Consider the following 21,478-nt stretch of genomic DNA (forward strand, 5'->3'; position numbering starts at 1 on the left):
CGGGCTTGCCCGCGAAGGGGTGCAAAGCGGCCCCAATGCATTTTCACCCCCAAACAAGGCCCGAACGGCGCTACACTCTGCACCCCGACCGATACGGCCAACACGAGGCTCCTGCATGCAGTATCGCGACTTGCGCGACTTCATCCGTGGCCTGGAACAGCGCGGCGAGCTCAAGCGCATCCAGGTACCGATCTCCCCCGTCCTGGAAATGACCGAGGTCTGCGACCGCACCCTGCGCGCCAAGGGCCCGGCATTGTTGTTCGAAAAGCCCACCGGCTTCGACATCCCCGTGCTCGGCAACCTGTTCGGTACCCCGGAGCGGGTGGCGATGGGCATGGGCGCCGAGTCGGTCAGCGAACTGCGGGAAATCGGCAAGCTGCTGGCCTTCCTCAAGGAGCCCGAGCCGCCCAAGGGCCTGAAGGACGCCTGGTCGAAGCTGCCGATCTTCAAGAAGGTCGTGTCGATGGCGCCAAAAGTGGTCAAGGACGCGGTGTGCCAGGAAGTGGTGGTCGAGGGTGACGATGTCGACCTTGGCACGCTGCCGATTCAGCACTGCTGGCCTGGCGACGTGGCGCCGCTGATTACCTGGGGCCTCACCGTGACCCGTGGCCCGAACAAGGACCGCCAGAACCTGGGCATCTACCGCCAGCAGGTGATCGGCCGCAACAAGGTGATCATGCGCTGGCTCAGCCACCGTGGCGGCGCCCTCGACTACCGAGAGTGGTGCGAGAAGAACCCCGGCCAGCCGTTTCCGGTCGCCGTGGCCCTGGGCGCTGACCCAGCGACCATTCTCGGCGCGGTGACCCCGGTCCCGGACACCCTTTCCGAGTACGCCTTCGCCGGCCTGCTGCGAGGCAATCGCACCGAACTGGTCAAGTGCCGTGGCAGCAACCTGCAGGTACCGGCAACCGCCGAGATCATTCTGGAAGGGGTGATCCACCCAGGCGAAATGGCCCCGGAAGGCCCTTACGGCGATCACACGGGCTACTACAACGAAGTGGACAGTTTCCCGGTGTTCACCGTTGAGCGCATCACCCACCGGCAAAAACCGATCTACCACAGCACTTACACCGGCCGGCCGCCAGATGAGCCGGCCATTCTCGGCGTGGCGCTGAACGAAGTGTTCGTGCCGATCCTGCAGAAGCAGTTCCCGGAAATCACCGACTTCTACCTGCCGCCGGAAGGCTGCTCGTACCGCATGGCGGTGGTGACCATGAAGAAACAGTACCCAGGCCACGCCAAGCGCGTAATGCTGGGTGTGTGGTCGTTCCTGCGACAGTTCATGTACACCAAGTTCGTTATTGTCACCGATGACGATATCAACGCTCGTGACTGGAACGATGTGATCTGGGCCATTACCACGCGCATGGACCCCAAGCGTGATACGGTAATGATTGACAACACCCCGATCGACTACCTGGACTTTGCGTCACCGGTGTCGGGGCTGGGTTCGAAGATGGGCCTGGACGCTACGCACAAGTGGCCGGGCGAGACTACACGCGAATGGGGCCGGGTCATCGTCAAGGATGAGGCCGTCACCCGCCGTATCGATGAGCTGTGGGATCAGTTGGGAATAGATTGATGCAGGTAACGTTGCAGCCGTCCGGGGCGGTGCTGGCGCTTGAACCCGGGGAAAGGATCCTGGATGGAGCACGGCGGCTGGGCTATGACTGCCCAAACAGCTGCCGCAATGGCAATTGCCATGTTTGCGCCGCGTTGTTGGTTGAAGGACGGGTTCGCCAGGATGGCGAAGTCCGCGACCATGGCGAGTTGTTCACCTGCATTGCCGAACCGCTGGAGGACTGCGTGTTGCTCTGGGACGGTGTGCTTGCCTTGGGCGAGCTGCCAGTGCGCAAGCTGGCGTGCAGCGTCAGTGAGTGCGTCGACGTCGGCGGCGACGTCTGGCGGGTGCGCCTGCGTGCGCCTGCCGGTAAACCTCTGCGTTATCACGCGGGGCAATACCTGATGATCGAACGTGAGGGCGGCAAGCAGGCAGCTTTCTCGCTGGCGTCCGCGCCACATGCCGGGCGTGAACTGGAGCTGCATGTGCTGGCGCGTGAGCCCAGTGCGGTGCAACTGATCGACCAGCTGAGGCGAGATGGCCTGGCGCGCATTGAAATGCCGTTTGGCGACACCCACCTGGCCGAGCTGCCCGACGGGCCGCTGGTGCTGATTGCCGCCGGCACTGGCATGGGCCAGATGCACAGCCTGGTCGAGCACTGCCGGGCTCAGGGCTTCAAGCACCCGGTACACCTGTACTGGGGGGTGCGCCGGCCCGAGGATTTCTATCAGATCGAGCACTGGGACGAATGGCAGCGTCTGCCTAATCTGTTCCTGCATCAAGTGGTCAGCGACCTGTGTGGCTGGGAAGGCCGCTGCGGCATGCTGCATGAAGCGGTCTGCGACGACATTGCCGACCTCAATAGCGTGCATGTGTATGCCAGCGGCTCACCGAACATGATCTACGCCACGCTCGACGCCTTGGTCGAAGCCGGTATGGATGCGCACCGCATGCGTGCCGATGTGTTCGCCTACGCGCCGCGCGGTTAATAACCGAAGTTTGAAAGTGTCGGTATAAGGCGGTAATTGTTACCGCCTTGGCCAATAACTTTCACCGCTGCTGAAACAGTACTTCCCAGTCGTCGGAGCCGTGTATGAAACACGTGCTCAAGGGCTTGAGTATTCCTGCAATTCTGGCCTATGGTTACTGCAAGCGCCCTTGGTAAAGCGGCCTGGGGCCGCAGCGTAATCGAAGCTCGCTACATCCGTAGTTCACAGGAATAATGGCGGCAGCTTATGTCGGCACTTGAAAGTATGTCTTGGGAAGTTTCATACCCTCCGGCACTTGATTTCGGTCAGCAACATACTCGCGAACAGTTGTTCAGCTCCATGAAAACAACCATGTCCAGGCATCAGGGTGGGCCGGTGTGGCTGTTTGCCTATGGTTCGTTGATCTGGCGCCCGGAGTGCAATTCGGTGGAGCGCCAGCGCGCGCGGGTACATGGTTATCACCGTGGCTTGTACCTGTGGTCGCATGAACATCGCGGTACCCCGGAAACGCCCGGGCTGGTGTTTGGCCTGGACCGCGGTGGCTCCTGCAGCGGCTTTGCCTACCGTCTGGATGAACGCAACCTGGACGACTCACTGATGGCCCTGTGGCAACGCGAGATGCCCTATCCGGCATACCGGCCGCACTGGCTCAACTGCCGCCTGGGCGATGGTAGCAAGGTGCAGGCCTTGGGCTTTGTACTGGAGCGGCATCTGCCGTGCTATGCCGGTAACTTGCCGGATACGTTGCTCAGCCAGATCCTGGCCAGTGCCAAGGGGCGGTATGGCACCACGCGTGACTATGTCGAGCAGACCTTGAATGCACTGCGCAGTCACCAGATGCCCGATCGCAACCTGGAAGCGCGATTCAGGCGTTGCCACAATCTGCGCGAAGTGTGAGCAACCTGTTCCGGCCTCTTCGCGGGTAATCCCTGTAGGCGCGGGTTTACCCGCGAATACGGTGGTGGCGACAACGGTGAACGGCGGGTGGAATTGGCTGGCAGGCCCGGCCCTTTCGCGGGTAAACCCGCTGCTACAGGCGACCGCGCAGAGGCCGGTACTGCCTTACCTGGCCAGCACCACCAACTTACCCACCGCCTGCCGTTGCCCCAGCTTCTCGATAGCAGCCCCGGCTTCTTCCAGTGGATAAGTCTGCGACACCAGCGGCTTCAACTTGCCCTCGGCATGCCAGGCAAACAGCTGGTGAAAGTTGGCCGCGTTGTCCTCCGGCTGGCGCTGGGCAAATGCCCCCCAGAACACGCCCAGTACCGCCGCGCCCTTGAGCAGCACCAGGTTGGCCGCCAGCTGTGGAATGCTGCCACTGGCAAAACCCACCACCAGCAGCCTGCCATTCCAGGCCAACCCGCGCACCGCTTGTTCGAACAGCTCGCCACCGACCGGGTCATAGATCACGTCCACGCCCTGGCCGCCGGTCAGGCGTTTGATTTCTTCGCGCAGGTTGGCCTGGCTGTAGTCGATCAGCTCATCCGCCCCGGCAGCCTTGGCCACGGCCAGTTTTTCGGCACTGCTGGCCGCCGCGATCACCCGCGCGCCCATGGCCTTGCCGATCTCCACCGCCGCCAGGCCCACCCCGCCGGAAGCGCCCAGTACCAGCAGGGTCTCGCCGGCTTGCAACTGGCCACGCTGACGCAGGGCGTGCATCGAGGTGCCGTAGGTCATGCCGAAGGCCGCAGCGGTGGTGAAGTCCATGCTCGCCGGGATCGGCAGAACGTTATAGAACGGCACCGCCACTTGCTCGGCGAACGCACCCCAGCCGGTGAGCGCCATGACCCGGTCGCCGACCTTGAACGCGCCGGCCTTTTCGCCGACGGCGGCCACCACGCCTGCTGCCTCGCCACCTGGAGAGAACGGCAGCGGTGGCTGGAACTGGTACTTGCCTTCGATGATCAAGGTGTCGGGGAAGTTGACCCCGGCAGCCTGCACGTCCAGCAGGATCTCGTTCTTCTTCGGCAGTGGGCTGGCCACCTCTTCCAGCACCAGGTTGCGCGCCGGACCCAGGGTTTTGCACAACACAGCTTTCATCGGGGCTATTCCTTTGCGGGTAGTGGCCGATAAGTGTAGGAGGGCCGCTTGGCAGGTCAACGAGCATGGCCCGCCCTGATGGGCCGGCATAAGCCCGGGCTTGGGTTTGAGCGGTGTGCTGGGTAAGCTGGCGCCAACTGTATTGAGGAGCGAATTCGTGAAAGCGTGGATCTTGATGGTGCTGGCGCTGCTGCTGCCGGCTGCGGCCATGGCCGAGGAAGCCAAGGAAGGGGTGCCCAAGGTCGCCTACATCAGTCTGAGCCCGCCCTTCGTTGGCAACTATGCGCTCGACGGCAGCCCGCGGCTGCGCGTGTACAAGGCTGACGTGGCCCTGCGCGTGACGGGCGACGAAGCGGCCAAGACGGTGAAGCACCACGAACCGCTGATCCGTAACCAGCTGGTGGCACTGTTCACCCAGCAGACGGTGGACAGCATGAGCAACGTCGAGGCCAAGGAGCATCTTCGCCAAGAGGCGCTGAAACAGGTGCAGCAGGTGCTGGAGGCGGAAGAGGGCAAGCCGATCGTTGAAGACTTGCTGTTCAACAACCTGATCGTGCAATAACCGCTGATAGTTGCCAGTCCGGCCCCGTGGGGATTGCGCAGGCCCTCGTCCTTGCTCAGGACGTCAGGGTACGGCGGAACCGCGCGAGGGCCACGCTGAAGAACACCAGGCCGATCAGGCCCAGCGCCAGGATATCCGGCCATACCACCGCCCACCCGGCATCCCTGAACAGGATTGCGGCACTCAGGCTGACAAAGTGCGTTGAGGGTGACCCTTGCATCACCCACTGCAGCCACTGCGGCATGCTGTCCAGTGGTGTGCTGCCGCCGGACAGCAACAGCATCGGGATGATCACCGGGATCGCCAGCAGGCCGAACTGTGGCGTCGAGCGCGCCAGGGTGGCGAGGAAAATGCCCAGCGATGTACTGGCGAACAGGTACAGCGCGGTCACGGCCAGGAACAGCCCCATCGAGCCAGACAGCGGCACGCCCAGTGCACCTTTGACGACTACCACCAACGAAATCCAGGTGCAGATCACCACCACCAGCGCATTGCTGCCGATCTTGGCCAGCATGATCTCCAGCGCGGTCAACGGTAGCACCAGCAGGTGGTCGAGGGTGCCATGCTCACGCTCGCGCAGCAGCGCGGTCCCGGTGAGGATGATCGCCAGGATGGTGATGTTGTTGACGATCTGGATCACGGCCAGAAACCAGCCCCCCTCCAGGTTGGGGTTGAACAGCGCCTTGGGGTTGATCAGCACCGGGCTTTGCTCGTTACCACGCTGGCTGTAGTCGAGCAGCTCGCGCTCGAAGATGCGGCCGATGTAGCCGGCGCCCATGAACGCTTGGCTCATGGCTGTAGCATCGACGTTGATCTGCAGCTCCGGCGAGCGCCCGGCCAGCAGGTCGCTCTGGAAGTTCACCGGTATGTTGATGACGAAGGTGTACTGGCCGCTGTCCATGGCCTGGTCCAGGCGCTGCGGAGGCAGCGGCACGGCTGGCTGGAACTCGGGCGGTTGCAGGGCTTCGCTGAGCTTGCGCGAGAGCAGGCTATGGTCTTCATCCACCACCGCCACGCTGGCGTTGTGTACACCGATCACCGAGCCGGCTGCCGGCATGTAGATCGCCACGCTGAAGGCATATAGCAGGAACAGCAGCAGGACGCTGTCATGGCGCAGGCTGGTCAGTTCTTTCAAGCCCAGGCGCAGGGTGTGGTTCAGGCGCGACATGTCAGGCCTCCTGCTTTTTCAGCATTGCCAGGCTCAGGCCGGTGAACGCGGCAAAGAAGCTCAGCAGGATCAGGCACTGCGGCCACAACTCGCGCAGGCCTAACGCCTTGGTGAAGGTGCCGACTGCGATGTCGAGGAAGTAGCCCGCCGGGAACAACTGGCCCATCACCGCTGCCGCGCCGTCCAGCGACGAGCGTGGCACGATCAGCCCGGAAAACTGGATGGTCGGCAGGCTGGTAATGATCATGGTGCCGAGAATGGCGGCGATCTGGGTGCGGGTGAATGCCGAAATCAGCAGGCCCAGGCTGGTGGTTGCCAGCAGGTAGGCCACGCCGCCACATGCCAAAGCCAGTACGCTGCCCTTGAGCGGTACGGCGAACAGCCAGCGGTTCATCGCCACCAGCAGCGCCAGGTTGACCAGGCTCACAGCCAGGTAGGGCATCTGCTTGCCAAGCAGGAATTCCAGGCGGGTGAGGGGTGTGGCGTAGAAGTTGGTGATGGAGCCGAGCTCCTTCTCGCGCACGATGCCCAGTGCCGTGAGCATGGCCGGAATGAAGGCCAGTATCAGTGCCATCACACCCGGGCCGATGGCGTTCACACTGACCACATCCTGGTTGTAGCGGAAACGCGTTTCCAGGCGCACCGGGTCCTGGCGTGGCTGCGGTTGTGGGCTGGCCTTTGCCAGTTGCTCAAGGTTGGCCTGGTGCACGGCTTCCACGTAGTTGCGGCTGGTTTCTGCGCGGAACGGCATGCCTCCGTCGAGCCAGGCAGCCACCACCGGCTGGCGCCCTGCGTACAGATCGCGGCCAAAGCCGGGCGGAATTTCCAGTGCCAGTTTGATTTCCGAGCGTTGCAGGCGCTGGTGCAGCTCGCTGCTGTCGCGGATCGGTGCCTGTTCGGCGAAGTAGCGTGAACCACGGAAGGCCTCGAGGTAGGCGCGACTTTGCGGGCTCTGGTCCTGATCGTGCACGGCGAAGGCGAGGTTTTCCACATCCAGTGAAATGCCGTAGCCGAAGATCACCATCATGAACAGTGCACCCAGTAAGGCGAAGGCCAGGCGCACCTTGTCGCGCAGCAGCTCCTTGCCCTCACGGCCGGCCACTGCGAGCAGGCGACGCAGGCTGAAACCCTGGCGCAGCGGTAGGGTGGGGGTGGACGCCTGTTCCAGCACGCTGCTGTCGGTGGCGGCTGGCGCCAGTTCCTGGGCCTGTTCCAGGCAGCGGACGAACGCGTCTTCCAGCGTGTCGCCCTGGTACTGGTGCTGCAGGGCATCGGGCGTGTCGCAGGCCAGCACCCGCCCGGCGTGCATCAGCGAAATACGATCGCAGCGCTGGGCTTCATTCATGAAGTGGGTGGAGAGGAAAATGGTCACGCCCTGCTCGCGGGACAGTTCTACCAGCAGGCGCCAGAAGTCGTCGCGGGCGGCCGGGTCGACGCCGGAGGTCGGTTCGTCGAGGATCAAGACTTCCGGGCGATGCAGAACCGCCACTGCCAGCGACAGGCGCTGGCGCAAACCAAGGGGCAGGGCGCCAGACGGTTGGTCGGCGATAGCGGCGAGGTCGAAGCGCTCGATCAGCTCATCGATGCGCTGGGCGCTCTCGGCTTTGGGCAAGTCGAACAGGCGGGCATGCAGGGCCAGGTTCTGCCGGGTGCTGAGCTCGCCATACAGAGAGAAACTCTGCGACATGAAGCCGACTCGCTTGCGTGTGGCCAGGTCGCTGGCGTCCACCGGGCGACCCAGCAGGCTGGCGCTGCCCTCGCTGGCCGGCATCAGGCCGGTGAGCACTTTCATGGTGGTGGTCTTGCCGCAACCGTTGGAACCCAGGAAGCCGAAGATCTCCCCGCGCCCAATGGCGAAACTGACCTTGTTCACCGCTGTGAAGTCGCCAAAGCGCAGGGTCAGGTCGTGTGCCTCGATGGCGACCGGGCCGTCCGTGGCTTGGCGCGGCGGGATTGCCAGTGGTTGATGCTGCGCCTTGCCCGCGCCCTGGTAGTGGGTAAAGGCGTCATCCAGTTTGCCGCTCGGGGTGACTGCAGCCAGTTCGTGGCTAGGGCCGGCGGCCAGCAGCCGGCCGCCATCGAGCATCAGGCAATGCTCGAACTGTTCGGCTTCTTCCATGTAGGCGGTAGCCACCAGCAAGGTCAGTTGCGGGCGTTGTGCGCGAACCTGTTCAACCAGCTCCCAGAAGCGCCGCCGCGACAGCGGGTCGACGCCGGTGGTCGGCTCGTCCAGGATAAGCAGGTCTGGCTCGTGGATCAGTGCGCAGCAAAGGCCCAGCTTCTGCTTCATGCCACCCGACAGCTTGCCGGCCGGGCGCTGGGCAAAGCGCTGCAGGTCGGTGGCCTGCAACAGATTGGCCATACGCTGTTCACACTCGCGGCGGCCCAACCCGAACAGGGTGGCGAAAAAACGGATGTTCTCGCTGATCGACAGTTCCGGGTACAGGTTGTTGCCCAGCCCCTGCGGCATGAATGCCACTTTGGGGTAGAGCGCCGTGCGATGGCGGCGTTGGCGGATCGAGCCACCCAGCACCTGCAGCTCTCCCTGCTGTAGGCGTTTCACGCCGGCGATCAGCCCCAGCAGGGTCGACTTGCCCGCCCCGTCAGGGCCTATCAGCGCGCAGCGGGTACCCACAGGGAGGCTGAAGCCTAGTGGGTGGAGGGCTATCACGTCGCCGTAACGGTGGCTGATGCCTTCGGCCAGCAGTGCCGGGGCGTTCATTGCAGGTTGGCCGGCCAGTCCACCTCAGCCGTGCGTACATAGCCGGCGCCTGGCATGCCTGGTTTGGCTTGCGGCACGGCGCCTGGGTCGCTCAGGCGCAGTTTGACCCGGAACACCAGCTTTTGCCGTTCGTCGCGGGTTTCCACCTGTTTGGGGGTGAACTGGGCCTTGGCTGCGACAAAGGCCACCTTGGCCGGCAGTGCGCGCTCGGGCAGGGCGTCGAGCACGATGCGCGCCTGATCGCCTACGGTCAGCCGGCCGCTGGTAGAGGCCGGGAGGTACAGGTTCATGTACTGGTCGCTGGGGTCGATCAGCATCAGCACACGGCCGCCGGCACCCAGCACTTCACCGGGTTCGGCCAGGCGCAGCTGGATGATGCCGTTGATGGGCGCACGCAGGCTGCTGTCGTCGATTTCGCTGGTGAGCTGCGCCACTTGGGCTTCGGCGGCGCCAATGGCGGCCTTGATCGCTGCCAGTTGGGCGCGGGCAGCGACTACTGCTGCGTTGGCCGTGTCAAAGCGCGCCTGCTGTTGGTCGAGCAACTGCTGGCTGGCGAACTTGCGCTGGAAGATTTCGCGCACGCGCTTGAGCTCCTGGCTGGCCAACAGCAGTTCACTCTGGCGCAGTTGCACGGTGGCCTGGGCGGCGGCGTAGTTTTCCCGGGCGCGCAGCACTTCGGCTTCGGCCTGGCTGCGCTGGGCTTCCATGGTGCGTGTGTCGATGCGTGCCAGTAGCTGGCCACGGGTCACGTTGTCGCCTTCATCGACCAGTACTTCGGCCAGGCGACCGGGGATCTTGCTGGCGATCTGCACTTCGGTGGCTTCAAGGCGGCCGTTGCCCATGCTCAGGCCTTCGGGCAACTGGTCGTGAAGCGACTTCCAGTACCCCAGCCCGCCGGCTGCAGCGAGCAGTGCGATCAGTGCAGTGGCGAAGATTCTAGGGGCGTATCGGTTCATCGTTCTGCATCCTTGCGGTCATGCACAGTACATCATGCCTGGCGGCCATGTGTGGCGTGTTGATATCGGTCAAGCCCTTGACCTTAGCTGCGCATTCAGCGCAACGCGACAATCACCGCCCATTGCTCGGGCGTTACCGGCATGACCGACAGGCGGCTGCCTTTTTGCACCAGGGGCAACTCGACCAGACCGGCCTGCTGTTTCAGCCACCCCAGTTCCAGCACCCTTGGAAAGGTTTGTACGTGGGCCACATCCACCGCGCTCCACGGGTTCTTGTCGATCGTGGCCTTGGCATCGTGATAATGGCTTTCCGGGTCCAGCGCGGTCGGGTCCGGGTAGGCCGTGCGGGTGATTTTGGCAATGCCGGCGATGCCGGGTTGCGGGCAGCTGGAGTGGTAGAAGAAGAATTCGTCACCCACGCTCATGGCCCGCAGAAAATTACGCGCCTGATAGTTGCGCACGCCGTCCCAGCGCGCTTCGCCCAAGCGTGCGAGGGCTTCGATGGAGAGCTCGTCGGGCTCGGATTTCATCAGCCAGTAAGCCATGGATGCTGCTCCTGAAAAGGTTTGAAATAACCTGTTGCACGAAACCGACAGCCGGTTGGCGTCAAGGTTTGCGTGCGGACGCATGTTGTCGGAAAATGCGCCCCGTTTAAAGCGCGTGCGCCGGCGGTACCCAGAATATCGCCGAGTACTGAACAGTTTGCCTGGGGGGCAATCTTCGATGAATCAACGTAAAAAGCCGGATCTGCTGTGGATCCTGGTGTTCATTTTTGGCCTGGGTGTGGTCACTACCGGTTATGCGCAAGGGTTCTGGGAGCGCAAGCTGGACAACGCCTATCAGATGCCGGTCGACGCCAGCCAGCCACAACGTTGATACCCCCGCTGGCGCCGCTCAACGTGGCGCCAGGTACCAGCCACGGTCCGAGACCGTGCCCTTCAGCGGTACATCCCAACTGGCCTGCGCCAGCCGCTCGACCTTCTGGCATTCATGCGCCAGCCCCAGCAGCAACGGTTTTTTCCAGGTTTGCCGACGCGCCTGGTAGGCCAGGCTGCGATCATAGAAGCCACCGCCCATACCCAAGCGGCCGCCCACTTCGTCAAAACCGACCAGCGGTAGCAGAATCAGATCCAGCGCCCAGATCGGCCGCTGGCGTTTGCGATCGATGATCGGCTCTGGAATACGGAAGCGGTTGGGCTTGAGCTTCTCACCCTGCTCAAAACGCTGGAACACCATGCGCGTGCGCGGCCAGGCGTGCAGCACCGGCAGGTAGGTGCACTTGCCGCGACGCTGGGCTTCGCGCATCAGCAGGCGAGGGTCGATTTCACCGTCGTTGGGCAGGTACAGGGCGATGTGGCGGGCGCGGCGGAACAAGGGGTGTTGCGCCAGTTGGCGGTACAGGCCGAGGGTGGCCTGGCGTTGCTGGGCAGGGGTAAGGGCGCGGCGGGCATTGCGAAGCAGGCGACGAAGCTGGGGGCGGGTGAGCGGCACGTTTTCGGTCATGGCACGGGCAATCCCAGATGTGCTGGCTTGGTACGAACAGTGCCTGCGCGGTGAATCGTCGTACAAAGCTTGAATAAAGTCGGCCAAAACGAATTGCCCGCCTTGGGGGGCGGGCAAGAAAATTCAGGCTCCCCGATAAGACCGCTATCGGTGTAGCCCTTGAACCCGAAAGTTCAAGGTGGAGATTGCAGGGGGCGTTAAGGCTTTCCGTCGGGCGGACATGCACACCGGCCCCAGCGTGCAACCCCCGTGGTTGTGCGTATCGGCTCAGGGACATAACCGACTGGCGCATCCCCCAGGGAGTGGCGCCAGTATACCAATCTCAGCCGATTTTGGTATCCGTGTCGTCGGACAAAGCCTTATCTACCCGATCCAGCAGGTCGCGCACCTGTTCGCGGTTTGTGCCGCTGACCGGCGCATCGTTGCGGTCTTCCTGGCGGTGCAGCATTTCGTGGGTAATGTTCAACGCCGCCATCACCGCGATGCGGTCGGCACCGATCACCTTGCCGCTGCTGCGGATCTCGCGCATCTTGCCGTCCAGGTAGCGCGCAGCGCTGACCAGGTTGTTGCGCTCTTCCGGCGGGCAGATGATCGAGTATTCCTTGTCGAGGATCTGCACGGTGACGCTATTGCTTGAACTCATGAGTCTTGCTCCAGAGCCTTGAGGCGTAAAATCATCGACTCGACTTTGCGCTTGGCGATCTCGTTCTTTTCGATGAGGTGGGCGCGCTCTTCGCGCCAGGATTTTTCCTGAGCTACTAGGAGTGCATTTTGCCGTTTTAGTTGCTCGACGCGTTCGATCAGCAACTCGAATCGGCTCATCAGTGCCTGCAGGTCGTTCTCTTGCGTGGGTTGCACTCGATTCGCTCCGTCGTTGAGTCACCTGGCGATGATGCCTCTCCCTGGGCGGCAACGGCCAGTGCCGATGGTCTTGGCGCGCCTGCCGGTGCTAGGATACAAGGTCTTCATTCTAGACATTGCGCCGTCTGGCGCCTAGCTGCCCATGCCCAATACTCAATCGCCCTACAACGCTTTCGCCATGCTGCTCTCGAGCAATGGCCATCCTGTCACCCCGGCCGAACTGCACGGCCTGCTGATTGGCCGCAGCTGCGCCGGCGCCGGCTTCGATGCCGATGCCTGGTTGGCCGATGCCGCCCAACTGCTGGAAATCGAGCCTGGTGACAGTGTCCGCAACGCCTTGGTCGGCTTGCAGGAAATGGTCAAGGGCGAGCTGACCAGCGACGACATGGCGATCGTCCTGCTGCTGCCTACCGATGATGCTGCACTGAGCGACCGCGCCACCGCGCTGGGCCAGTGGTGCCAGGGCTTCGTGACCGGTTTCGGCCTGAACGCTGGCGGTAAGGACTTGTCCGATGAGGCCAAGGAAGTGCTGCAGGACCTGGTGGCCATTTCGCAGGTCCAGGAAGCGCTCGAAGAGTCCGAAGACGGCGAGAGCGACTACATGGAAGTCATGGAATACCTGCGTGTGGCGCCCCTGCTGCTGTTCTCCGAACTGGCCAAGCCGGCCGCACCCGCACCCAAGCCCTCGCTGCACTGATCAACCAGGGGTAGTCTGCCCATGAGCCACATTCCCAAGGCCGAGTATGCCCGTCGGCGCAAGGCGCTGATGGCGCAGATGGTCCCCAACAGCATCGCCATTCTGCCCGCCGCTGCGGTTGCCATCCGCAACCGCGACGTCGAGCACGTGTACCGCCAGGACAGCGACTTCCAGTACCTCAGCGGCTTCCCGGAGCCCGAGGCGGTGATTGCTTTGATTCCAGGGCGCGAGCATGGCGAGTACGTGCTGTTCTGCCGTGAACGCAACCCCGAGCGCGAGCTGTGGGACGGCCTGCGGGCCGGCCAGGAAGGGGCGGTGCGCGATTTCGGCGCTGACGATGCCTTCCCCATCACGGATATCGACGAGATCCTGCCTGGCCTGATCGAAGGCCGCGAGCGGGTCTACAGCGCCATGGGCAGCAACCCGGAGTTCGACCGCCGGCTGATGGACTGGATCAACGTGATCCGCTCCAAGGCACGCCTGGGCGCCCAGCCACCGAACGAGTTCGTTGCGCTGGATCATCTGCTGCACGATATGCGCCTGTATAAATCGGCGGCGGAAGTGAAGGTGATGCGTGCTGCCGCGGACATTTCTGCGCGGGCCCATGTGCGGGCCATGCAGGCCTGCCGCGCCGGGCTGCACGAGTACAGCCTGGAAGCCGAGCTGGACTACGAATTCCGCAAGGGCGGGGCGAAGATGCCGGCCTACGGCTCGATCGTTGCGGCCGGGCGCAATGGCTGCATCCTGCACTATCAACAGAACGATGCGCCGCTCAAGGATGGCGACCTGGTGCTGATCGACGCCGGCTGCGAAATCGACTGCTATGCCAGCGACATCACCCGCACCTTCCCGGTCAGTGGGCGGTTTTCGCCCGAGCAGAAGGCCATCTACGAGCTGGTGCTAAAGGCGCAGGCGGCGGCGTTTGCCGAAATAGCCCCCGGCAAGCACTGGAACCACGCCCATGAGGCGACCGTGCGGGTCATCACCGCGGGCCTGGTGGAGCTGGGCTTGCTCGAAGGTGATGTGCAGGCGCTGATCGACAGCGAAGCGTATCGCGCCTTCTACATGCACCGCGCCGGGCACTGGCTGGGCATGGATGTGCATGACGTGGGCGAGTACAAGGTGGGCGGCGAGTGGCGGGTACTGGAACCCGGCATGGCGCTGACCGTGGAGCCGGGTATCTACATTGGCGCCGACAATCAGGCCGTGGCCAAAAAGTGGCGCGGCATTGGGGTAAGGATCGAGGACGACGTGGTAGTGACCAGGCAAGGTTGTGAAATCCTGACTTCGGGCGTGCCGCGTACCGTCGCCGAGATCGAGGCGCTGATGCAGGCTGCCCGCAAGGCCGTGGCATGAGCCGGGTAAACCTGGCGATCATCGGCGGTGGCCTGGTTGGCGCAAGCCTGGCGTTGGCCCTGCAGGCCGGCGCCAAGGCACGCGGCTGGAAGATCCTGCTGATCGAGCCGTTCGCCCCCGGCGACAGCTACCAGCCCAGCTACGATGCGCGCTCGTCGGCATTGTCCTTCGGCACCCAGCAGATTTATCAGCAACTGGGCCTGTGGCAGGTCATCGGCCGCCGCGCCGAGCCTATTCGCCAGATTCACGTGTCCGACCGTGGTCGCTTTGGCGCCACCCGCCTGGATGCCCTGGAAGAGGGCGTACCGGCGCTGGGTTACGTGGTGGAAAACGCCTGGCTCGGCCAGTGCCTGTGGCAAGGGCTGGACAGCGAGGTGGTGAGCTGGCGCTGCCCGGCCGAAGTGACCTCGATGCAGGCCATCGAACGCGGTTACCGCCTGCGGCTGAACGACGACACCCAGCTGGAGTGTGACCTGGCGGTACTGGCCGATGGTGGCCGCTCTGGCCTGCGCGAGCAGTTGGGTATCCATGTGCGCCACACGCCGTACCAGCAGAGCGCGTTGATCGCCAACATCACCCCGGGTGAGGCCCACGGCGGCCAGGCTTTCGAACGCTTCACCGAAGAGGGCCCCATGGCCTTGCTGCCGTTGCCGGAAAACCGCTGCGCACTGGTGTGGACTCGCCAGGGCATGGATGCGCGGCGCCTGGCCGACATCGACGAGCGCAGCTTCCTGCGCGAACTGCAGGGGGTGTTCGGCTACCGCTTGGGCGCGCTGCGCCAGGTAGGCGCACGGCACCTCTACCCGCTGTCCTTGATCGAGGCCCAGGAGCAGGTGCGGCCGCACCTGGTGGTGCTGGGCAACGCAGCACACAGCCTGCACCCCATCGCGGGCCAGGGTTTCAATCTGTCGTTGCGTGACGTGCAATCCCTGGCCGAGGCGCTGCTGGTGGGTCCACAGCAGCCTGGCGACCTGAGCACGCTGCAGGCCTATCACCAGCGCCAACGCCTGGACCAGGCGATGACCATCGGCTTCTCCGACCAGGTCACCCGCCTGTTTGGCAGCAATCAGCCGTTGCTGGCTGCCGGGCGCAACCTTGGCCTGCTTGGGCTCGACCTGCTGCCACCGGCAAAAAGCTGGTTCGCCCGCCAGGCCATGGGCCTGGGCACCCGCCCAGATTCGCGGGGCCAGGCATGAGCAACCCGCGTAAACTGGCGCGTCGGGCGCGCATGCTGCGCTGGATGCTGAACCTCTACCCACCATACCTGGGTGCCGGTATCCGTGTGCAGCACATCAGCCCGGACCTGCGTAGCGTCAAGGTGGCGATGAAACTGACTCGCTGGAACCGCAATTACGTCGGTACCCAGTTCGGTGGCAGCCTGTATGCCATGGTCGATCCGTTCTACATGCTGCTGTTGATCGAGCAGCTGGGGCGTGACTACATCGTCTGGGACAAGGCCGCCAGCATCGATTTCATCTCGCCGGGCAAAGGCCCGGTGTATGCCGAATTCCACGTCGATGATGCGCTGCTGCAGGAAATCCGCCAGCAGGCCGCCACCGGCAAGAAATGCCTGCCGCGTTTGCAGGTCGATATCCGCGATGGCGCCGGCGAGTTGGTGGCGCGGGTCGATAAAACCCTATACGTGCGGCTCAAGCCGCAAGCGAGGCTGGCGTAAGGCATGGACATGCGCGCAGATCTGTTGATTGTGGGTGCCGGTATGGTCGGCAGCGCCCTGGCCTTGGCGTTGCGCCACAGTGGCCTGCAAATTTTGTTGCTCGACGGTGGCCCGCTGACGGTCGTACCTTTCGATGCCCAGGCCCCGTTCGAGCCGCGTGTCAGCGCGCTATCGGCGGCCAGCCAGCGCATCCTCGAGCGCCTTGGCGCTTGGGACGGCATTGCCCAGCGACGCGCCACGCCGTATTCCGACATGCATGTGTGGGATGGCAGCGGCACCGGTCAGATTCACTTCTCGGCGGCCAGTGTGCATGCCCAGGTGCTCGGCCATATCGTCGAGAACCGGGTGGTGCAGGACGGCCTGCTGGAGCGCCTGCACGACAGCGACATCGGCCTGCTGGCCAATGCGCGGCTGGAGCAATTACGCCGCTCTGGCGATGAGTGGCTGCTGACGTTGGCCGATGGCCGGCAACTGCGTGCACCGTTGGTGATCGCCGCCGACGGTGCCAATTCGGCGGTGCGGCGTCTGGCCGGCTGCGAAACCCGCGAATGGGACTACCTGCACCATGCCATTGTCACCAGCGTACGTTGCAGCGCCGGGCACCAGGCCACGGCCTGGCAGCGCTTCACTGACGAAGGGCCATTGGCCTTTTTGCCCTTGAGCCGCGATGGCCAGCAAGACTGGTGCTCAATCGTATGGTCGACCACTCCGGAGCATGCCGAGCAGCTGATGGCGATGGGTGAAGCGGCCTTCCTGCAAGCCCTCGGGCGTGCCTTCGAGGGCCGCCTGGGCGACGTGTTGCAGGCCGACCCAAGGGTATGCGTGCCGCTGCGTCAGCGCCACGCCAAGCGCTATGTGGGTGAAGGCCTGGCATTGATTGGCGATGCCGCGCACACCATCCACCCGCTGGCCGGGCAGGGTGTGAACCTCGGCTTCCTCGACGCGGCGGTGCTGGCCGAGGTGCTGGTCAATGCTTGCGAGCGCGGCGAGAGACTGGCCGATGTGAAGGTGCTGAGCCGTTACGAGCGCCGGCGCATGCCACACAACCTGGCGTTGATGGCGGCGATGGAGGGCTTCGAGAGGTTGTTCCAGGCCGATCCGCTGCCGTTGCGCTGGTTGCGCAACAGCGGGTTGAAACTGGTGGAGCAGATGCCGGAGGCCAAGGCGCTGTTTGTGCGCCAGGCGTTGGGTTTGAGTGGTGACCTGCCAGATCTGGCCAAGGCTTGAGAGTGGCGGGGCCGCTCTGCGGCCCTTTTCGCGACACTAGGCCCCACAGCGGTACGCAATCTCCTGTGTGGGCCTTGTGTCGCGATCGGCTGCGTAGCAGCCCCTTGCAACATCCGGTAACGGCTAGGTAGGTGAGCCAGAAAATGGGATTCACTACCATTCGCACCTCTCATACGATCGAGGAGTGCTTAAAATGTTGCCACGCAAGCCCCTACTGGCCGCCTTGGCCCTGACCCTGTTCGGCGGCACTGCCCAGGCAGCGGACGAAGTGGTGGTGTACTCCTCGCGCATCGACGAGCTGATCAAGCCGGTGTTCGATGCCTATACCGCCAAGACCGGGGTCAAGATCAAGTTCATCACCGACAAGGAAGCCCCGCTGATGCAGCGCATCAAGGCCGAGGGCGACAACGGCGTGGCCGACCTGCTGCTGACCGTCGATGCAGGCAACCTGTGGCAGGCCGAGCAGATGGGCATCCTGCAGCCGATCGAGTCCGACGTCATCGACCAGAACATCCCGTCGCAGTACCGCGCCTCGTCCCATGACTGGACCGGCCTGAGCCTGCGTGCCCGTACCATCATTTACTCCACCGAGCGGGTCAAACCCGAGGAGTTGAGCACCTACGAAGCCCTGGCTGACAAACAGTGGGAAGGCCGTCTGTGCCTGCGTACGGCCAAGAAGGTGTACAACCAGTCGCTGACCGCCACCCTGATCGAAACCCACGGTGAGGCCAAGACCGAGCAAATCGTCAAAGGGTGGGTCAACAACCTGTCCACCGATGTGTTCTCCGACGACAACGCAGTGATCCAGGCCATCGAGGCCGGGCAGTGTGATGTGGGCGTGGTCAACACCTACTACTACGGCCGTCTGCACAAGCAGAACCCGAACTTGCCGGTGAAGATCTTCTGGCCCAACCAGGGCGACCGTGGTGTGCACGTGAACCTGTCGGGCATTGGCCTGACCAAGCATGCGCCACACCCGGAGGCCGCGAAGAAACTGGTGGAATGGATGACCGGCGAAGAAGCGCAAAAGCTGTTTGCTGATATCAACCAGGAGTTCCCGGCCAACCCGAAGGTGAAGCCATCGGAGGAAGTGGCGGCGTGGGGCAGCTTCAAGGCCGACAGCATTCCGGTGGAAATTGCCGGCAAGCGCCAGGCTGAAGCCATTCGCTTGATGGATCGGGCTGGCTACAACTAAGCGCCAGGCCTTATCCTCTTTGGGCCCGTTAGGGCCCTTTCGCGGGTNGGGTTTACCCGCGAACGACCGCGCAGCGGTCGCAATCGCACTCGAGATTTCAGCCTTGCCCCACACCCCTCAACGCCGCTGGTACCTCCCGGTCTCCCTGATCGCCGCCTTGGTGCTGCTGCCCCTGAGCGTGCTGCTGTTGTCCTGGCAATCCATCGACCTGCAGATCTGGTCCCACCTGCTCGACACCCAGATGGGTCGCCTGCTCGGCAATACCCTGACCCTGGTGGTGGGTGTGGGTGTGGGTGTCACCGTGCTGGGTGTCAGCCTGGCCTGGCTCACCAGCCTCTGCGACTTCCCCGGTCGACGCTGGCTGGACTGGGCGCTGATGTTACCGTTCGCCATCCCGGCCTACGTGCTGGCGTTCGTCTTCGTCGGCCTGCTGGACTTTGCAGGCCCGGTGCAAAGCGCCCTGCGCGAGGTGTTCGGGCCAATGCGCCTGCCTCGTGTGCGTTCCACCGGTGGGGTAATCACCGTCCTGGTGCTGGTCTTCTATCCCTATGTCTACTTGTTGGCGCGCACGGCTTTCCTGGCTCAGGGCAAGGGCTTGATGGAGGCGGCGCGGGTACTTGGGTTATCGCCCCTGCAGGCTTTCTGGCGGGTGGCCTTACCCATGGCTCGGCCGGCGATCGGTGCCGGTATCGCCCTGGCGCTGATGGAAACCCTGGCCGACTTCGGTGCAGTGGCCGTATTCAACTTCGACACTTTCACCACGGCCATCTACAAGACCTGGTACGGCTTCTTCAGCTTGTCCAGTGCGGCCCAGCTGGCCAGCCTGCTGCTGCTGGCGGTGATGCTGGTGTTGTACGGTGAGCGCCGCGCCCGCGGTGCCAGCCGGAGCGGCAACGAACGGCCGCGCGCGCAGGCGCTGTATCACCTGCGCGGCCTCAAGGCGCTGTTGGCCAGTGGCTGGTGCCTGCTGGTGTTTGCCTGCGCTTTCGTCATCCCGCTGCTGCAGTTGGTGGTGTGGTTCTGGCAGCGCGGTCGGCATGACCTGGATGAGCGTTATGTCGGCCTGGTGCTGCACACCCTGTACCTGGGCAGCATGGCGGCGCTGGTCACGGTGTGCGTGGCGCTGCTGCTGGCTTTCGCCCGGCGCCAGGCACCGACGGGCGGTATCCGCGCCGGGGTTGGCCTGGCCAATCTGGGGTATGCCCTGCCCGGTTCGGTGTTGGCGGTATCGATCATGCTGGCCTTCAGTTACCTCGACAACCACCTGGTCATCCCGCTGTCCAGCTGGATGGGCGGCGCCGGCAAGCCGCTGCTGCTAGGCAGCCTCTCGGCGTTACTGCTGGCCTACCTGGTGCGCTTCATCGCGGTGGCCTACGGGCCGCTGGAGAGCAGCCTGGAGCGCATCCGCCCGTCACTCCCTGAGGCCTCGCGCAGCCTGGGTGTTGGCGGCGCAAGATTGTTTTTCAAGGTGTATCTGCCGCTGCTGGTACCGGGGGCACTTAGCGCCGCGCTGCTGGTGTTCGTCGATGTGCTCAAGGAAATGCCCGCCACCTTGCTGATGCGGCCGTTCGGCTGGGACACCCTCGCCGTGCGGGTGTTCGAGATGACCAGCGAAGGCGAGTGGGCACGCGCCTCGCTGCCGGCACTGACCTTGGTATTGGTGGGGCTGCTGCCGGTCATCGGCCTGATTCGCCGTTCGGCACGTCGACCCGGTCACAGTCACTGAGGATGTCAGTTTGCGACCTTGCGGCTACAATGCGCGGCATTCGCGCGGCGGGTGTGAGTAACAAGAAAAGCTGACGACCCAACGTCATCGACCGCCGCCGCTTCGCCACGCCCGGAAGGAGAAACCCATGGGACAGCGCACGCTTTTGTATGACCTGCACCTGGCGCTAGGCGCCAAGACGGTCGATTTCGGTGGCTGGGACATGCCCCTGCACTATGGCTCGCAGGTCGAGGAGCACCACCAGGTGCGCAGCGATTGCGGCGTCTTCGATGTCTCCCATATGACCGTGATCGATGTCGACGGCACTGATGCCACTGTTTGGCTGCAGCGCTTGCTGGCCAACGATGTGGCCCGCCTCGACGACACCGGCAAGGCGCTGTATAGCCCACTGCTGAACGAACAGGGCGGTGTAATCGATGATCTGATCGTCTACCGCACGGAAACCGGCTATCGCCTGGTCAACAACGCCGCCACCCGTGCCAAGGTGCTCGATTGGCTGCAATCGCAGCGTGCCGGGTTTTCCGTGGACTTCCAGGTCCGCCCTGATCTGGCCATCCTTGCCATCCAGGGGCCGCGGGCCCGCGAAAAGGTCGCGGCCCTGCTCAGCCCCGCGCGCGCTGCACTCATCCGCGAACTGCGCCCGTTCGAGGGCGTTGCTGACGGCGACTGGTTCATTGCCCGCACCGGCTATACCGGTGAGGACGGCCTGGAGATCATCTTCCCGGGCGATCAGGCGGTGGCCTTCTTCAACGACCTGGTCGGCGCCGGTATCGCCCCAAGCGGCCTGGGCGCCCGCGATACCCTGCGCCTGGAAGCCGGCATGAACCTGTACGGCCAGGACATCGACGAAAACCACACCCCGCTCACCTCCAACCTGGGCTGGAGCATCGCCTGGGAACCGGCCGAGCGCGACTTCATCGGCCGTGTCGGCCTGCTTGCGGAAATCGAGCACGGCGTGCAGGAAAAACTGGTGGGTCTGGTGCTGGAAGAGCGCGGTGTACTGCGCGCCCATCAGGTCGTGCGTGTAGCCGGCATTGGCGAAGGGGAGATCACCAGTGGTAGTTTCTCGCCTACGCTGAGCAAGTCCATTGCGTTGGCGCGCGTGCCTATGGCTACCGGTGATCGGGCCGAGGTGGAAATTCGCGGCAAGTGGTACCCGGTGCGGGTGGTCAAACCGACCTTCGTGCGCCACGGCAAGATCCTGATCTGAACAATTTATAACCGGCGGGCGTACCGCTGA

The 21,478-nt window shown here is 63.8% G+C and carries 21 protein-coding genes and 1 other RNA gene; 13 read left to right on the forward strand and 9 right to left on the reverse strand.

The window, feature by feature from the left end; genetic code table 11:
* Positions 1 to 115 precede the first annotated feature (115 nt).
* The 3 genes from ubiD to ACTJJN_RS21605 all read left to right on the forward strand — a co-directional run bounded on the left by ubiD (position 116) and on the right by ACTJJN_RS21605 (position 3,447).
* A complete protein-coding gene (gene ubiD, locus ACTJJN_RS21595; RefSeq protein ID WP_003253663.1) occupies positions 116 to 1,582 on the forward strand; it encodes a 4-hydroxy-3-polyprenylbenzoate decarboxylase in 1,467 nt (488 codons plus the stop codon).
* Positions 1,582 to 2,550 (forward strand): CDP-6-deoxy-delta-3,4-glucoseen reductase, encoded by a 969-nt coding sequence (locus tag ACTJJN_RS21600; RefSeq protein ID WP_003253665.1) that lies wholly within the window; start codon positions 1,582 to 1,584, stop codon positions 2,548 to 2,550. Before ubiD ends, ACTJJN_RS21600 begins: the two co-directional genes overlap by 1 nt.
* Before the next feature lie 246 nt (positions 2,551 to 2,796).
* Entirely contained in the window at positions 2,797 to 3,447 is a 651-nt protein-coding gene (locus tag ACTJJN_RS21605) for a gamma-glutamylcyclotransferase (protein WP_012054059.1), read from the forward strand.
* 165 nt (positions 3,448 to 3,612) lie between these two features.
* Here the strand turns inward: ACTJJN_RS21605 and ACTJJN_RS21610 are convergent, their stop codons facing one another.
* Complete coding sequence (locus ACTJJN_RS21610) at positions 3,613 to 4,590, reverse strand: NADPH:quinone oxidoreductase family protein (protein ID WP_003253669.1); 978 nt, start codon at positions 4,588 to 4,590, stop codon at positions 3,613 to 3,615.
* 157 nt (positions 4,591 to 4,747) lie between these two features.
* On the opposite strand from ACTJJN_RS21610, the gene ACTJJN_RS21615 reads away from it, so the two are divergent.
* A complete protein-coding gene (locus ACTJJN_RS21615) occupies positions 4,748 to 5,152 on the forward strand; it encodes a flagellar basal body-associated protein FliL (RefSeq protein WP_003253671.1) in 405 nt (134 codons plus the stop codon).
* A gap of 55 nt (positions 5,153 to 5,207) precedes the next feature.
* Here ACTJJN_RS21615 and ACTJJN_RS21620 read toward each other — a convergent pair whose 3' ends face one another.
* The 4 genes from ACTJJN_RS21620 to ACTJJN_RS21635 form a co-directional block, all read right to left on the reverse strand.
* Positions 5,208 to 6,320, reverse strand: coding sequence for an ABC transporter permease (locus ACTJJN_RS21620; protein WP_014754797.1), 1,113 nt, complete (start codon positions 6,318 to 6,320; stop codon positions 5,208 to 5,210).
* A gap of 1 nt (position 6,321) precedes the next feature.
* Positions 6,322 to 9,042 (reverse strand): ribosome-associated ATPase/putative transporter RbbA, encoded by a 2,721-nt coding sequence (rbbA, locus tag ACTJJN_RS21625; protein ID WP_014754796.1) that lies wholly within the window; start codon positions 9,040 to 9,042, stop codon positions 6,322 to 6,324.
* Positions 9,039 to 9,998, reverse strand: coding sequence for an HlyD family secretion protein (locus ACTJJN_RS21630; RefSeq protein WP_003253678.1), 960 nt, complete (start codon positions 9,996 to 9,998; stop codon positions 9,039 to 9,041). Before ACTJJN_RS21630 ends, rbbA begins: the two co-directional genes overlap by 4 nt.
* Before the next feature lie 95 nt (positions 9,999 to 10,093).
* Entirely contained in the window at positions 10,094 to 10,543 is a 450-nt protein-coding gene (locus ACTJJN_RS21635; RefSeq protein ID WP_014861351.1) for an EVE domain-containing protein, read from the reverse strand.
* Positions 10,544 to 10,721: 178 nt separating this feature from the next.
* Here ACTJJN_RS21635 and ACTJJN_RS21640 point away from each other — a divergent pair, with 178 nt between their 5' ends.
* The gene (locus ACTJJN_RS21640) at positions 10,722 to 10,874 is read left to right on the forward strand and encodes a hypothetical protein (RefSeq protein WP_003253683.1); all 153 of its coding nucleotides are present in this window, start codon (positions 10,722 to 10,724) and stop codon (positions 10,872 to 10,874) included.
* Positions 10,875 to 10,892: 18 nt separating this feature from the next.
* Here the strand turns inward: ACTJJN_RS21640 and ACTJJN_RS21645 are convergent, their stop codons facing one another.
* The 4 genes from ACTJJN_RS21645 to ACTJJN_RS21660 form a co-directional block, all read right to left on the reverse strand.
* The gene (locus ACTJJN_RS21645) at positions 10,893 to 11,501 is read right to left on the reverse strand and encodes a 5-formyltetrahydrofolate cyclo-ligase (protein WP_003253685.1); all 609 of its coding nucleotides are present in this window, start codon (positions 11,499 to 11,501) and stop codon (positions 10,893 to 10,895) included.
* A gap of 125 nt (positions 11,502 to 11,626) precedes the next feature.
* Positions 11,627 to 11,806, reverse strand: a non-coding RNA gene (gene ssrS / locus ACTJJN_RS21650) — 6S RNA.
* A 17-nt stretch (positions 11,807 to 11,823) separates the two neighbouring features.
* Positions 11,824 to 12,144, reverse strand: coding sequence for a cell division protein ZapA (locus ACTJJN_RS21655; RefSeq protein ID WP_003253687.1), 321 nt, complete (start codon positions 12,142 to 12,144; stop codon positions 11,824 to 11,826).
* On the reverse strand, positions 12,141 to 12,323 hold the full coding sequence (locus ACTJJN_RS21660) for a TIGR02449 family protein (protein ID WP_029886233.1): 183 nt from the start codon (positions 12,321 to 12,323) through the stop codon (positions 12,141 to 12,143). Before ACTJJN_RS21660 ends, ACTJJN_RS21655 begins: the two co-directional genes overlap by 4 nt.
* 181 nt (positions 12,324 to 12,504) lie before the next feature.
* On the opposite strand from ACTJJN_RS21660, the gene ACTJJN_RS21665 reads away from it, so the two are divergent.
* The 8 genes from ACTJJN_RS21665 to gcvT all read left to right on the forward strand — a co-directional run bounded on the left by ACTJJN_RS21665 (position 12,505) and on the right by gcvT (position 21,448).
* Positions 12,505 to 13,059: a YecA/YgfB family protein gene (locus tag ACTJJN_RS21665; protein ID WP_010955725.1), complete on the forward strand. Its 555-nt coding sequence runs from the start codon at positions 12,505 to 12,507 to the stop codon at positions 13,057 to 13,059.
* A 21-nt stretch (positions 13,060 to 13,080) separates the two neighbouring features.
* Complete coding sequence (pepP, locus tag ACTJJN_RS21670) at positions 13,081 to 14,415, forward strand: Xaa-Pro aminopeptidase (protein WP_003253692.1); 1,335 nt, start codon at positions 13,081 to 13,083, stop codon at positions 14,413 to 14,415.
* On the forward strand, positions 14,412 to 15,611 hold the full coding sequence (ubiH, locus tag ACTJJN_RS21675; RefSeq protein ID WP_014754794.1) for a 2-octaprenyl-6-methoxyphenyl hydroxylase: 1,200 nt from the start codon (positions 14,412 to 14,414) through the stop codon (positions 15,609 to 15,611). The genes pepP and ubiH overlap by 4 nt, the downstream gene beginning before the upstream one ends.
* Positions 15,608 to 16,090, forward strand: coding sequence for a DUF4442 domain-containing protein (locus ACTJJN_RS21680; protein ID WP_003253696.1), 483 nt, complete (start codon positions 15,608 to 15,610; stop codon positions 16,088 to 16,090). Before ubiH ends, ACTJJN_RS21680 begins: the two co-directional genes overlap by 4 nt.
* A 9-nt stretch (positions 16,091 to 16,099) precedes the next feature.
* Positions 16,100 to 17,317, forward strand: coding sequence for a 2-octaprenyl-3-methyl-6-methoxy-1,4-benzoquinol hydroxylase (locus ACTJJN_RS21685; protein ID WP_178085901.1), 1,218 nt, complete (start codon positions 16,100 to 16,102; stop codon positions 17,315 to 17,317).
* 193 nt (positions 17,318 to 17,510) lie between these two features.
* The gene (locus ACTJJN_RS21690; protein WP_012054051.1) at positions 17,511 to 18,512 is read left to right on the forward strand and encodes an extracellular solute-binding protein; all 1,002 of its coding nucleotides are present in this window, start codon (positions 17,511 to 17,513) and stop codon (positions 18,510 to 18,512) included.
* A gap of 103 nt (positions 18,513 to 18,615) precedes the next feature.
* Positions 18,616 to 20,238 (forward strand): ABC transporter permease, encoded by a 1,623-nt coding sequence (locus tag ACTJJN_RS21695; RefSeq protein WP_012054050.1) that lies wholly within the window; start codon positions 18,616 to 18,618, stop codon positions 20,236 to 20,238.
* Positions 20,239 to 20,365: 127 nt separating this feature from the next.
* Entirely contained in the window at positions 20,366 to 21,448 is a 1,083-nt protein-coding gene (gene gcvT / locus ACTJJN_RS21700) for a glycine cleavage system aminomethyltransferase GcvT (protein ID WP_003253703.1), read from the forward strand.
* The last annotated feature ends 30 nt before the right edge of the window (positions 21,449 to 21,478 follow it).

Origin of the sequence: Pseudomonas sp. 22515 (genome assembly GCF_052044625.1) — a bacterium.
GTDB lineage: Bacteria > Pseudomonadota > Gammaproteobacteria > Pseudomonadales > Pseudomonadaceae > Aquipseudomonas > Aquipseudomonas alloputida.

Bases quoted from the DNA above. Each gene is read 5' to 3' on its own strand.
- ubiD (WP_003253663.1), top strand. From the start codon at position 116: ATGCAGTATCGCGACTTGCGCGACTTCATCCGTGGCCTGGAACAGCGC.
- ACTJJN_RS21600 (WP_003253665.1), top strand. From the start codon at position 1,582: ATGCAGGTAACGTTGCAGCCGTCCGGGGCGGTGCTGGCGCTTGAACCC.
- ACTJJN_RS21605 (WP_012054059.1), top strand. From the start codon at position 2,797: ATGTCGGCACTTGAAAGTATGTCTTGGGAAGTTTCATACCCTCCGGCA.
- ACTJJN_RS21610 (WP_003253669.1), bottom strand. From the start codon at position 4,590: ATGAAAGCTGTGTTGTGCAAAACCCTGGGTCCGGCGCGCAACCTGGTG.
- ACTJJN_RS21620 (WP_014754797.1), bottom strand. From the start codon at position 6,320: ATGTCGCGCCTGAACCACACCCTGCGCCTGGGCTTGAAAGAACTGACC.
- rbbA (WP_014754796.1), bottom strand. From the start codon at position 9,042: ATGAACGCCCCGGCACTGCTGGCCGAAGGCATCAGCCACCGTTACGGC.
- ACTJJN_RS21630 (WP_003253678.1), bottom strand. From the start codon at position 9,998: ATGAACCGATACGCCCCTAGAATCTTCGCCACTGCACTGATCGCACTG.
- ACTJJN_RS21635 (WP_014861351.1), bottom strand. From the start codon at position 10,543: ATGGCTTACTGGCTGATGAAATCCGAGCCCGACGAGCTCTCCATCGAA.
- ACTJJN_RS21640 (WP_003253683.1), top strand. From the start codon at position 10,722: ATGAATCAACGTAAAAAGCCGGATCTGCTGTGGATCCTGGTGTTCATT.
- ACTJJN_RS21645 (WP_003253685.1), bottom strand. From the start codon at position 11,501: ATGACCGAAAACGTGCCGCTCACCCGCCCCCAGCTTCGTCGCCTGCTT.
- ACTJJN_RS21655 (WP_003253687.1), bottom strand. From the start codon at position 12,144: ATGAGTTCAAGCAATAGCGTCACCGTGCAGATCCTCGACAAGGAATAC.
- ACTJJN_RS21660 (WP_029886233.1), bottom strand. From the start codon at position 12,323: ATGAGCCGATTCGAGTTGCTGATCGAACGCGTCGAGCAACTAAAACGG.
- ACTJJN_RS21665 (WP_010955725.1), top strand. From the start codon at position 12,505: ATGCCCAATACTCAATCGCCCTACAACGCTTTCGCCATGCTGCTCTCG.
- pepP (WP_003253692.1), top strand. From the start codon at position 13,081: ATGAGCCACATTCCCAAGGCCGAGTATGCCCGTCGGCGCAAGGCGCTG.
- ubiH (WP_014754794.1), top strand. From the start codon at position 14,412: ATGAGCCGGGTAAACCTGGCGATCATCGGCGGTGGCCTGGTTGGCGCA.
- ACTJJN_RS21680 (WP_003253696.1), top strand. From the start codon at position 15,608: ATGAGCAACCCGCGTAAACTGGCGCGTCGGGCGCGCATGCTGCGCTGG.
- ACTJJN_RS21685 (WP_178085901.1), top strand. From the start codon at position 16,100: ATGCGCGCAGATCTGTTGATTGTGGGTGCCGGTATGGTCGGCAGCGCC.
- ACTJJN_RS21690 (WP_012054051.1), top strand. From the start codon at position 17,511: ATGTTGCCACGCAAGCCCCTACTGGCCGCCTTGGCCCTGACCCTGTTC.
- gcvT (WP_003253703.1), top strand. From the start codon at position 20,366: ATGGGACAGCGCACGCTTTTGTATGACCTGCACCTGGCGCTAGGCGCC.